Source organism: Streptomyces sp. NPDC058289 (assembly GCF_042880975.1).
Lineage (GTDB): Bacteria > Actinomycetota > Actinomycetes > Streptomycetales > Streptomycetaceae > Streptomyces > Streptomyces stoeckheimensis.
Genome location: NZ_JBHVYI010000043.1, coordinates 58,612 through 71,622 on the forward strand (window position 1 = coordinate 58,612; position 13,011 = coordinate 71,622).

Below are 13,011 nucleotides of genomic sequence, written 5' to 3' on the forward strand. Positions count from 1 at the left end.
TTTTGGCCCCGCTCGGCCGGGCCCGGCCCGGCCCCACCGCGCCCCGCCGTGTCCGTTCGTACCTCCGTGCCCCCGTACCTCCGTGCCCCCGTCCGTCCGTACCTCCGCACGCTCCGATTCACCCGCCGCACGCCCGAACAGGAACTCGATGACGGATACCCAGGACCTGCCCACCGACTGGTCCGCAGCCAAGCGCGCCCTTCTCAGCCAGCGGCTGCGCGGCGCCTCGGCCCCCGCCCGGGTGGTGAACCCCCGCCCGGCGGACACCGCACCGCCGCTGTCCAGCGGCCAGGAACGGCTCTGGTTCATGGACCAGCTCGCTCCCGGCTCCACGGCCTACACGCTGGCGCCCGCCCGCCGGATCCGGGGCCCCTTCGACCGCACCGCCCTCGATGCCGCGCTGACCGACCTCGTGGCCCGGCACGAGAGCCTGCGGATGACCTTCCGCACCACCGAGGCCGGAACCGCCGAGGTCCGGGTCGCCGAGCCCGCGCCGTTCGCCGCCCAACACCTGGACGCCAGTGCGGACCCCGACCCGCAGGCGCGCGCCGCCGCCGAGCTCGGCGCGTTGATCGCCGTACCCTTCGACCTCCAGGTCGGCCCGCTGCTGCGCGCCCTCGTGGTCCGGATCTCCGAGGACGACCACGTCCTCGCCCTCGTGATGCACCACATCATCTGCGACGGCTGGTCGATCGACCTCCTCAACCGCGAGCTCGACCTCCGCTACGCCCACCACGCCCACGGCGCTCCGGGCGAACTGCCTGCCCTGCCCGTCCAGTTCGGCGACTACGCGGCTTGGCAGCGGGACCGTCTGGAGAACGGGCCGCTCGCCGCCTCTCGCGAACACTGGCGCACCGAACTCGACGGCGTCCCGGCCCTGGAGCTGCCCTCCGACCGGCCCCGCCCGCCGCTGTTCACCTTCGAAGGGGCCGCGACCGAGTTCCACTGGAGCGCCGAACTCTCCCGCCGGATCGGCGAGGTGGCGCAGGCCTACGGCGCCTCCACGTACATGGTGCTGATGGCCGCGTTCCAGGCCCTGCTGGGCCGGCACACCGGCCAGCGGGACTTCGCCGTCGGCTCCGCCGTCGCCGGCCGCCTCCACAGCGAACTCGAAGGCGTGGTGGGCGCGTTCGTCAACATGCTGCCGATCCGCGCCCGGCTCGGTGCCGACCTCGACTTCGGCCGGCTGATCAGCCGGGTCCGCGAGACCACGCTCGACGCGTACGCGCACCAAGAGGTGCCGTTCGAGCAGATGGTCAACGATCTCGCGGTGGAACGCGACGTCAGCCGCGCCGCCGTCTTCCAGACCACCTTCGCCTTCCAGAACTACGGCGACCACGCCGCCGCCCCCACCGCGGGCCTGGACTCCGAGGGCTTCGGCTACGAAGCCACCACCACCCACGCCGACCTCGCCCTCTACATGCGCGAAGAGCCGGACGGCGGCCTCTACGGTCTGCTCACCTACCGCACCGACCTCTTCGACGCCGACACCGTCGAGCGGCTCGCCGAACGGTTCGAGCTGCTGACCGCGGCCGGCGTCGCCGACCCCGCGCTGCCGGTCGCCCGGCTTCCGCTGCTGAGCGCGGCCGAGCGGACGGCCGTACTGCGGACCTGGGCCGCCGGTCCCGCGCTGCCGGACGGCGGTCCCGCCACGCTCACCCGGGCGCTGGCCGAGGCCGCGGCCCGGACGCCCGAGGCACCGGCACTGGTCTTCGAGGACCGCACCCTGACCTACGGCGACCTCGACCGGCGCGCCAACGCCATGGCCCGGCGCCTACGGGCGCTGGGCGTGGGCGCCGACGACCGCGTGGCCGTCTGCCTGGAGCAGTCCCCCGAGCTCGCGGTCGCCCTGGTCGCCGTACTCAAGGCCGGCGGCGGCTACCTGCCGCTCGACCCCGAACAGCCGCCCGCCCGGCTCGCCCACCTGGTCGCCGACGCCGCAGCCAAGGTCCTGATCACCGACACCGTGCTGCGACCGCGGTTCGGCGACCACCCGGCGATCGACCTGCTGACCGGCGACGGCAACGACGACGCAACCGCGTGGGACGGGTCGCCGCTGGAGGAGGTCTCCGGCGCCGACCACCTGGCGTACGTGATCTACACCTCGGGCTCCACCGGCACGCCCAAGGGCGTCGCGGTGCAGCACCGCCAGATCCTCAACTACCTTGCGGGCGCAAGAGAACGGCTGCGGATCGAGCCCGGGGCCTCCTTCGGGCTGCTGCAGTCGCTCTCCTTCGACTTCAGCATGACCATGCTCTACCTGGCGCTCACGACCGGTGGCCGGGTCCATCTGCTGCCGCGCCGGATCGCGGGCGTGGAACTGGCCGCGGAGATCGAGCGGGCCGGCATCGATCACCTGAAGATGACGCCGTCCCACCTGGCCGCGCTGACCGCCGACGCACCGCTGGAGCGGCTGCTGCCGCGCCGTGCGCTGGTCCTCGGCGGCGAAGCCAGCAGCTGGTCCTGGGCTGCGGGCATCGCCGCACTGGGCCGGTGCGCGGTGTTCAACCACTACGGGCCTACCGAGGCGACGGTGGGGATCACCGTCCACGAGGTCACCGCCGACGGCCTGAACGCGCCGGGCAGCACCCCGATCGGCAGCCCGCTGGCCGGCGGGCGCTGCTACGTGCTGGACGAGGCCCGCAACCCCGTTCCGCCGGGCGTCACCGGCGAGTTGTACCTGGGCGGGGACCGGCTGGCCCGGGGCTACCTCGGGCGCCCGGACCTGACCGCCGAGCGGTTCCTGCCCGATCCGTACGCCGCCCCGTCCGGCGCGGACCCGTACGCCGCCCCGTCCGGCGCGGACCCGTACGCCTCCCAGGCCGGTGCGGACCCGTACGTCGCCCAGGGGACCGGCGGCCCGCGGATGTACCGCACCGGCGACCTGGCGCGCTGGCGCGCCGACGGGTCCCTGGACTACCTCGGCCGCAGCGACGACCAGATCAAGGTCCGCGGCTACCGGGTCGAGCCCGGCGAGATCGAGGCCGCGCTGACCGCCCTGCCCGGCATCACCCAGGCAGTGGTCCTGGCCCGCGGCGAGGGCGTCAAGCAGAACCTCGTCGCCTACCTGGAACGCCCCGTCGGCGGCGAACCGCCGGCCGCCGCCGAGCTGCGCGCCGCCCTGGGCGAGGTACTGCCGGACTACATGGTCCCGGCCCGCTACGTGGTGCTCGAGCGGCTGCCCCTGCTCGCCCACGGCAAGGTCGACCGGAAGGCGCTGCCCGCGCCGGCGGACGGCCCGCCCGCCGGCGCCCACGTCGACCCCGAGGACGGGACCGAGCAGGTGATAGCCGCCATGTGGGCGGACCTGCTCGACCTCCCCCGAGTCGGCGCACTGGACGACTTCTTCGAACTCGGGGGCCACTCGCTGCTCGCCACCCAGGTGGTCGCCCGGATGCGCCGGGCCTTCCCCGACCTGGCCACCCCGGTCGGCGTGATGGACCTCTTCAAGCACCCGACGGTCCGTCGACTCGCCGAACTGGTGGCCACTCCCGAGGGCGACCGCGGCCCGCGCAGGCTGCTGCACCTGCTCACCCCGGAGCGCCGCAAGACGGCCGCCAGCGTGGTCTGCGCCCCCTACGGCGGCGGCAGCGCACTGATCTACAAGCCCCTCGCCGACGCCATGCCGGCGGACTGGGCCCTGCACTCCATCGCCGTCCCCGGACACGAGCTGGGCGAGGAGGCCATGGACGTCGACGAGGTCGCCCGGCTCTGCGCCGAGGAGATCGTCGCCAACGTCGCCGGACCTCTGGTGCTCTACGGACACTGCGGGGTCGGCGTCCGGTTGACCGTGGAGATCGCCCGCCGGGTGGAGGCGGCCGGCCGGGAGATCGACGCCGTCCACCTCGGAGGCATCTTCCCGTTCGCCCGCCCGAAGGGCCGCGGCGCCGCGATGGCCGAGCGCTTCGCCGAGCTGGCCGCCCGGCTGCGCAGCGACCAGGGCATGATCAACGCCCTGGCTGCGGCGGGCCTGGACGTGGACGAGGTCGACGAGGACCAGCTGCGGCTGATCGTGCACAACCGCCGGGTCGGCACCGAGGGCGCCGAGCGCTACTTCGGCGACCTGTACGAGAGCGAGGGCGGCACCATCACGGCGCCGGTCATCGCCGTCTGCGGAGACCGGGATCCCGCGACCGAGTTCTACCAGGAGCGGTTCCGCGAGTGGCACCGGATCACCGGGACCACCGCCGTGGTCGTCCTGGACGAGGCCGGGCACTTCTACCTCAAGTACCGCGCCGAGGAGTTGGCCGGCATCCTCACGGGCGTGCACCGCTCGATCGCCGCCGGCGAGGAGTCGCGCCACGAACGCACCGCCGACGCCACCTGGTGGCTGGCCGGCCTGTCCCGCGACGTCGCCGGAGCGGATCCGGACACCGTGCGGGAACCCGAGCGGAACCCGGAGGGGGATCCCGAGCGGAACCCCGACCGGAACCCCGAGCCGGGATCCGGGCAGCCGAGGGAGCCGGAGCGGTCCTTCGGGACGCCGGGGAAATCCCGGAAGGCCCGCGAGCGCCGCCCCGTCCGCCCGACCATGGGCCGCTTCCTGGCCATCGCCACCGGCCAGCAGCTCTCGATGATCGGCTCGGCGCTCACCGAGTTCGCCCTGCCGATCTGGATCTACCTGCAGACCGGCTCGCTGTTCCAACTCGGCCTGCTCGCCGCCTTCGGACTGGTGCCCGGCATCGTCGTCGCCCCGCTGGCCGGCGCCATCGTCGACCGCGGCGACCGCCGCCGGGTGATGCTGGGCGGTGACATCGCGGCCGGTCTGACCCAGGCGGCCCTGCTGGTGCTGTACCTCAGCGACTCGCTGGAGATCTGGCACTGCTACGTGATGATCTCCCTGCTCTCCACCGCGCTCGCCTTCCAGCGCGTCGCCTGGGGATCGGCGGTGCCGCAGCTGGTGCCCAAGCGCTTCCTCGGCCGCGCCAACGGCGTGGTCCAGATGGCCCTCGGCCTCGCCCAGTTCCTCGTACCGCTGATCGCGGTCGGCATCCTGCACGTGATCGGCCTCGGCGGCATCCTGGTCTTCGACGTCGTCAGCTACCTGATCGCCACCGGCGTCACCCTGGCGGTGCGCTTCCCCGACGTGATGGCCGCCACCCGCCGCGAAAGCGTCGGCGCCGAGATCCGGGCCGGCTTCCAACGAGCCCTCGGAAGCCGCCACTTCAGGGCCATGCTGTTCTGGTTCGCGGTCCTGAACATCTTCCTCTCCCCGCTCTTCCTACTCATCACCCCGCTGGTGCTCTCCTTCTCCTCGACCGCCGCGGCCGGCTGGGTCTCCACCGCGGCCGGCCTGGGCGCCGTACTCGGCGGCCTCACCCTGCTGGTCTGGGGAGGCCCGCGCCGGATGCGGCTGCGCGGAGTCCTGTTCGCCACCCTCGGCCTCGCCGCCGCCTGCGTAGTCACCGGCCTGCGGCCCTCGGTGACCGTGGTCGCCGCCGGCGCGTTCGGCATGACCTACGGGTTGGCGCTGCTCAACGGCATCTACGCGACGGTCATCCAGACCAAGGTGCCGATGCGTTTCCACGGCCGGGTGATCGCGGTGAACACCCTGGTCGCCTGGTCCACCCTGCCGATCGGCTTCGCCCTGGTCGCCCCGGCCGGCCCCGAACTGCTCCAGCCCCTGATGGACGAGGGCGGCGCGCTGGCCTCCAGCGTCGGCGCCCTGATCGGCACCGGCGACGGGCGCGGCATCGGCCTGCTCTACCTGGTGTTCGGGCTCGCCATGGCCGCGCTGGTCCTCATCAGCCTCTGCATTCCCGTCCTGGCGCGCTTCGACCGGGAAGTCCCGGATGCCGAGTCCGACGACCTGATCGGCCTCGAGACCCTGCAGGCCCGCGCGAAAGGCGAGACGAACAGATGACCTCCCCGACCCCCCTCTCCCGCCATCCGCTGACCGACGAGCAGCGCCGCCTCTGGTTCCTCCAGCAACTGAGCCCGCAGGACGCCGGGTTCAACATGTACCTGAACCGGCGCTGGAGCGGGCCCCTCGACCCGCAGGCGTTGGGCGCGGCACTCACCCGGCTCACCGCGCGACACCAGGTACTGCGCACCCGGTTCGCCCTGGACGGTGAACAGCCCGTCCAGCTCGTGGAACCCGTACGGGACGTCGTACTCACCCTGGTCCCGATACCGGAGGCAGCGGAGGAGGCCTTCACCGCTGCCTGCGCCCCCTTCGTCAATGCCCCCTTCGACCTGGGCGAGCGGCCGCCGCTGCGGGCCGTCCTGGTCAGCGCCGGCGAGGACGAGCACGCCCTGAGCGTGGTGGTCCACCACATCGTCTCCGACGGCTGGTCGTTCACCGTGCTGTGGCGCGAACTGCTCGCGCTGTACCGCGAGGAGATCGGCGAGGGGCCGGCCGATCTGCCCGAACTCAAGCTCCAGTACGGCGACTTCGCGCTCGCCGAACGGACCAGGCTGGACGGCGGCGCGGCCGAGGAGGCGGTCCGGCACTGGAGCGGACGACTGGCCGGCGTCGGCGCCCTGCGGATGCCGTTGGACCGCCCCAGGCCCGCCGAGCCCACCCACCGGGCCGGCTTCGCCGAACTCGCCCTCGGCCCCGCCCTCGTCGCCGGACTCGACGCCCTGGCCCGCGAGCAGCGCTGCACCCCGTTCATGGTGCTGCTCGCCGCCTACCAGAGCGTGCTGGCCCGCTGGAGCGGCACCTACGACTTCGCCGTCGGCACCCCCCTGGCCGGCCGCAACGAGACCGCCCACGAGGCCCTGCTCGGCTATTTCTCCCGCACCGGGGTGATCCGCGCGGACCTCACCGGCGAGCCCGATTTCCGCACCGTGCTGCGCCGGGTGCGCTCGGCCACGATGGCGGCGCTGAGCCATCAGGACATCCCCGTCGAGCGGGTCGCCGCCGAACTGGGGCTGCCCGTGCAGCCCGGCGGCGGCCCGCTCTACCAGGCGGTGTTCGTCCACCAGAGCCAGTACGAGCTGGCCGGCTCCGACGAGCGGACCTCGCTGCCCGCGGGCGTCCGGACGGCGAGCATGGACTCCGGCTTCGACCGGGCCAAGACCGATCTGCTGCTGGACAGTTGGCGTACCCCGGGCGGTGGGATGACGCTCTCGTTCTGCTTCGACCGGGAGCTCTTCGAGCGCACCACGGTCGAGGCCCTGGCACGCCGGGTCCGCGATCTGCTCGCCCGCGCCGTCGAGGACGTCGAGGTCCCGCTGCACGGTGACTGGCTGCTGACCGGCGAGGAGCGTGCCGCGCTCCTCGCGCTCGGTGCCGGACCTGCCGTGACCGAGGACGCCCTCCCGATCCTGCGCGGCTTCGCCGACCAGGTCGCCACCCGCCCCGACGCACCCGCTCTCGAGTGCGCGGGCAGCACCCTCAGCTACGCCGAACTCGACCGCGCGTCGGATGAGTTGGCGGGCCGTCTGGGCCCGGTGGCCGGTCGAGCCGTGGGCGTCCGGATCGAGCCCTCCTTCGCCTTGGTCATCGCCCTGATGGCGATCTGGAAGGCCGGCGCCGGCTACCTGCCGCTCGACCCCGCACACCCGGCCGAGCGGCAGCGGCTGATGCTCGGCGAGACGGACGCCGCCCTGCTGCTCACGGGGGGTGATCGGCCGGACCTGGGGGTCCCGGTGCTGGGGGTCCCGGTGCCGGGGGTTCCGGTGCCGGGGGTTCCGGTGCCGGGGATTCCCGTGCCGCCCGTCGGCGATCCGGACACCGGAGCCGCGCTGCCCGGCACCGACCCGGGCGGCCTCGCGTACGTCCTCTACACCTCGGGCTCCACCGGGGTTCCCAAGGGCGTCGCCGTCGAGCACGCCGCCCTGGCCGAGCGCGTCCGGTGGATGGCCGGACCGGAGGGCTACCGGCTCCGGCCGGACGACCGGATCGTCCAGTTCGCCTCCATCGGCTTCGACACCCACGCCGAGGAGATCTGGCCGGCCCTCACCGCGGGCGCCTGTGTCGTCCTGCTGCCCGGCGGCGGCCGGATGCTGCCCGACCTGCTGCGCGGCGAGGCCGGACGGTCCGTCACCGTACTCGACCTGCCCACCGCGTACTGGGAGGAGCTGGTCTCGCTCGGAGACCAGGCCCCGTGGCCGCCCGCGCTGCGCCTGGTGGTCCTCGGCGGCTCCGAGGCACGCGCCGCGACCCTCGCCCGATGGCGGGAGCGGCACGGTGACACCGTCCGGCTGGTCAACACCTACGGCCCGACCGAGGCCACCGTCATCGTCACCGCGGGCGACCTCGGCGGCGGCCCCGTCGGCCACCCCGGTGGGGGGCCCGCCACCGGGCAGCGCCCGCCCCTCGGCCGTCCGCTGCCCGGGGTTCGGCTCTACCTCCTGGACGAGCGCGGCGGCCTGCTGCCCGCCGGCTCCGAGGGCGAGCTCCACATCGGCGGCAAAGGCCTCGCCCGCGGCTACCCGGCCCGGCCCGAGCTGACGGCGGAGGCCTTCCTCCCGGATCCCTTCGCCGAGGCCCCGGACGGCCGGATGTACCGCACCGGCGACCGCGCCCGGTGGCGCACCGACGGGCAGCTGGAGTTCCTCTGCCGCGCCGACGGGCAGGTGAAGATCCGCGGATACCGGATCGAGCCCGCCGAGATCGAGGCCGCCCTCACCGCCCACCCGGCTGTCGCCCGGGCGGCCGTACTGGTCCGCGACGGCCGCCGGCTGATCGCCTACGCCGTCCTGCAGCCGGCGGCAGCACGGCGGTCCGCAGCCGCGCGGCGGTCCTCGGCCACCCCTCAGACGGCCGAGCTGCGCGAACACCTGGCGCTGCGCCTGCCGGCCTTCATGGTGCCGGACGCCGTGGTGCTGCTCGACACGTTCCCGCTCAACGCCAACGGCAAGCTCGATACCGCGGCCCTGCCCGACCCGGACCCGGCGGGCTCCGCCGCCGGGTACCTGGCGCCCCGTACCGATGCCGAGGCCCTGGTGGTCGGCCTCTGGCAGGAGGTGCTCGGCGTAGCGAGGGTCGGCGTACTGGACGACTTCCTCGCCCTCGGTGGGGACTCCCTCCTGGTCACCCGGGTCGCCGCCCGCATCCGGGCCGGCGTCGGGCTCGACGTGTCGATCCGCGACGTCTTCGAGAGCTCGACCCCGGCAGCCCTGGCAGCCCGGATCGAGGCACTGCTCATCGCGGAGATCGACGCCCTCAGCGAGGAGGAGGCCGCCGACCGCCTGGACTGACCCCACCCAATCCGACCACCCGCCACCCCTCACCCACCACCGAATCTCACCGGAGACCGTCATCACCACCACCGCGCCGCCCGCCGCCACGACCGTCCCGGAGCTCCTCGACGCTCGCGCCACCGAACACCCGGACCACGTCGCGCTGCAGGTCGTCGGCGGCGGGGAGATCAGCTACCGCCGCTGGCGCGAGGAGGCACTGCGCGCCGCCGCCGGGCTGGCCGCCGCCGGGGTCGAACCGCACGACCGGGTGCTGCTGCGGTTCTCCAACGCGCGCTGGGAGCGGTACGCCGTCGGCTTCCTCGCCGTCCAGTACGCGGGCGGGGTGCCCGTCCCGGTCCGCGAGGACCTGTCCGGGGCCGATGCCGCCGCCCTGGGCGCGCTGGCCGGGGCCGGCACGGTCCTCCGGGACGGGGAGGGTGGACCGCCCGCCCTCCCGGGACTGGTGGAGCTCCGTCTGGACGCCCTGCTGGCAGCGCACCCCGAGCCGCCGGCGGGCCCGCCGTACCGGGTCGGCCCGGCAGACCCGGCGCAGGTGATCGGCACCTCCGGCACGACCGGCGCGCCCAAGGGCGTGCTCGCCGCGCACGGGAACCTGACCGCCGGCCTGGTCACCGACCCCCGCCGCCGCGCCTACGCGCACTCGCGGCACGCCCTGCACGCCTTCCCGATCGGGACCAACGCGGGCCAGGTGATGCTGCTCGGTGCACTGACCGCCGCGCCCACCACGCTCAGCCTGCCGCGCTTCGACGCGGACCAATTCGGCATCGCGGTCGAGAAGTTCGGGATCGGCACCGCCTTCCTGGTGCCCTCGATGGCGATCGAACTGGTCAACGCGGGCACCGCCGGGCGGTACGACTTGAGCAGTCTGCGCCTGGTCAACTCCTCGGCTGCCGCACTACCCGTACCGGTGGCGGCCGCGCTGGCCGCGGCGCTGCCGGGCGCGACGCTGGTCAACACCTACACCTCCGCCGAATCCTCGCCCGCGCAGATCTCCACCGTGGTCGACGCCCGCCGCCCCGGCTCGCTGGGCCGCCCGGCGGACCCCCGTGACCTCCGGATCCTCGACGCGGACGGGCTGCCGCTGCCCGCCGGGCAGGTCGGCGAGGTGTGGCTGCGCCAGCCCGGACCGCCCCGCGGCTACCTGGGCGCCGCCGGTGAGAGCGAGCGGGTGTTCCGGGACGGCTGGGTGCGGATGGGCGATGTCGGACGCCTCGACGCGGACGGTTACCTGTACTTGGTCGACCGGGAGAGCGATGTCATCAAGAGCGGTGCACTGAAGGTCTCCACGCTGCGGATCGAGGAGGCGCTGCACGAGCACCCCGCGGTCGCCGACGCCGCCGCGCTCGGCCTGCCGCACCCCGTGATGGGCGCCGTCCCGGTGGCGGTCGTCGTGGCCGGCCCCGGCGGCCTGGACCTGGACGATCTCCGGCTGTTCCTGAGCAGCCGGTTGAGCCGCCCCGAGCTGCCGGTGCGGATCCTCCTCGCCGGCGACCTCCCCAGGAACCCGAGCGGCAAGGTGGTCAAACACCTGCTCCGCCCCCTTTTCGACACTCCTGCGGAGTCCACCGGTCCCGCGGTCGCTCCGGCCTCGCCGACGGAGCTGCGGCTGGCCGGACTCTGGCGGCGCCTGCTCGGCCGACCGGTCACGGACGTGGCCGCCGAGTTCTTCGCGCTCGGCGGCGATTCGTTCCGGGCGGTCCAGCTCGCCACCGCCATCAGCAGCGAGTTCGGGGTCCGGGCGGGCACCGCCGTGGTCTTCGACCGGCCTTCGCTGCGGTCCCAGGCCGCCTGGGTGGACCATCCCGACCGCCGGCAGTGTGCCGCTGACGCAGCGTCTGCCGGGACGGACACCGTGACGCCCTACCTGGCCACGCTCCGTGCGCAGCCGCACGCCGTCGCGCTCACCTCGCAGCAGGAGAACTTCTTCCGCTGGATGGCCGAGGCACCCGGGCGGGACGCCGGAGCGGTGACGGCACTGTTCCGGGTGGCCGACCGGCTGGAGCCGGAGACCCTGGGCCGGGCGCTCACGGAGGTGGTCCGGCGCCATCCGGCGCTGCGGACCCGGTTCGAGGCGGCGGGTGAGGGGGTCGTACGGGCGGTGCTGGACGAGGAGCCCCGGGTGCGGATCACTCTGACCCGCGCCCCGGAGGCCACGGACGCCGAGGTGGACGCCCTGCTGCTGGCCGAGCGCGACCGTCTCACCGACCTGGGCCGCGACCCGATGGCGCGCCTCCTGGTGGTCAGCCGGTCGGAGACCGATCACGTGGTGCTGGTCGCGGTGCACCACATGGTCTCCGACGGCTGGTCGGTCGGCGTGCTGCTGGCCGACCTCGGGGTGTTCTACTCGGCGCTGCGGCGCGGCCGTTCGGCCCCGCCGGCCCGATCGGGGCCGGGCTACCAGGAGTTGGTGGACTGGGCGAACGCGCACTGGCCGGCCTCCCGGGCCCACTTCCAGGCCGCACTGGCCGGGGCGCCGGAGGCCGTCGAGCAGTTCGCCGGCCGCCGTGCGGTGGAAGAAGTACTCACCCAGGCCCATGAGTTCGAGGTGTCGGCACCGTTGGCCGATGCACTGCGGGCCCGGGCGGCCGAACTGGGCGCCACGCCCTTCCTGGCCGTCACGGCGGCCTGGACCGGACTGCTGGCGAGCCGCAGCGGCCGCCCCGACCTGGTGGTGATGACCCCGGTACCCGGCCGCCCGCGCCCGGACGCCGAGCGGACGGTGGGCTGCTTCGTCCAGTCGCTGCTGCTGCGGGTGGACTCGAGCGGCGGTCCCGGCTTCGCCGAGCTGGTGGACCGGTTGCGGACGGTCTACAGCGAGGCTCTGGACCACCAGCTCTACCCGTTCGCCGAGTTCAGCCCGTCCGTGCCGTTCGCGGCCTGGCTTCGCTACGAGGCGTGGGCCGCGCCCGCACAGCTGCCCGGCCTGGCCTGCGAGCCCTGGGAACTGCCGCGCGGGAGCACCGTGCCCTGGCCCCTGCCGGGCGGCGACCGGGGCGTGCCCGAACTGACCGTGCTCGAACAGCCGGACGGCAGCCTGCGCTGCTGGCTGCAGTACAACGCGCGAGCCTTCGACCTCCCCGTGATCACCGAACTGGCAAGGGAGTTCACCGCAACACTGACCACGGCCTGCGGGTGACCGAGGGCCCCCACCGTGTCCGCGCAGACGGCGGTCGCCGAGCAGCTCCGCCCGGCCGAGGAGCAGTACCGGCCGGGCGCCGCTTCGGCGAAGGTCGGCGAACGGGCCGGCCTGCCTTTTGAAGGCCGCGCGAATGAGCCGCCGAAGGCGGGGTACGCGAAGTTCGGGCGGCACGAACGGTCCGCCGTGCAAGACATCCGAATAAAGGAGGGCGTATGCGAATGACACGTCGCCCTCTGTTTACCGGAGGAGTTGTTTCTACGTGACTGAGCATGTGTGGAGTTACCAGTCCACCTCGGGCCATCTGGCCGGTACCGATCTGACCGGTTACAAGGTCGAGGCGACCGACGGCAGTATCGGCAAGGTGGACAAGCACTCCGACGAGGTCGGTGACGCCTATCTGGTCGTGGACACCGGAGTCTGGATCTTCGGCAAGGAAGTCCTCCTGCCGGCGAGCACGGTGATCCGGATCGACCCGGAGGACAAGAAGGTCTACGTGGACCGGTCCAAGGAGCAGATCAAGAACGCTCCCGAGTTCCACCGGGACAAGCACCTCGGCGACGCCGGCTACCACGAGGAACTGGGCACGTATTACGGGTCCGGTGGCCCGTTCGGCGGTCGCCCGGCCTGATGTTCCGCGGGGTGGGGGGCGGACTACCCCCGATAGGGGCCCCGAGCGCGCCACGGGAGACGGCGGGTAGACCCGCCCCAGAGCCACCAAA

At 73.8% G+C, this 13,011-nt stretch carries 5 protein-coding genes; all 5 read left to right on the forward strand.

What is annotated here, in order from left to right; genetic code table 11:
- Positions 1-148 precede the first annotated feature (148 nt).
- The gene (locus tag ACFVX6_RS22405) at positions 149-5,863 is read left to right on the forward strand and encodes an amino acid adenylation domain-containing protein (RefSeq protein WP_389694039.1); all 5,715 of its coding nucleotides are present in this window, start codon (positions 149-151) and stop codon (positions 5,861-5,863) included.
- Positions 5,860-9,150 (forward strand): amino acid adenylation domain-containing protein, encoded by a 3,291-nt coding sequence (locus ACFVX6_RS22410; RefSeq protein ID WP_389694041.1) that lies wholly within the window; start codon positions 5,860-5,862, stop codon positions 9,148-9,150. The genes ACFVX6_RS22405 and ACFVX6_RS22410 overlap by 4 nt, the downstream gene beginning before the upstream one ends.
- A gap of 61 nt (positions 9,151-9,211) precedes the next feature.
- A complete protein-coding gene (locus tag ACFVX6_RS22415) occupies positions 9,212-12,289 on the forward strand; it encodes an AMP-binding protein (protein ID WP_389694049.1) in 3,078 nt (1,025 codons plus the stop codon).
- Between the two features lie 15 nt (positions 12,290-12,304).
- A complete protein-coding gene (locus ACFVX6_RS22420) occupies positions 12,305-12,514 on the forward strand; it encodes a hypothetical protein (protein WP_389694043.1) in 210 nt (69 codons plus the stop codon).
- 37 nt (positions 12,515-12,551) lie between these two features.
- The gene (locus ACFVX6_RS22425) at positions 12,552-12,920 is read left to right on the forward strand and encodes a PRC-barrel domain-containing protein (protein WP_389694045.1); all 369 of its coding nucleotides are present in this window, start codon (positions 12,552-12,554) and stop codon (positions 12,918-12,920) included.
- The last annotated feature ends 91 nt before the right edge of the window (positions 12,921-13,011 follow it).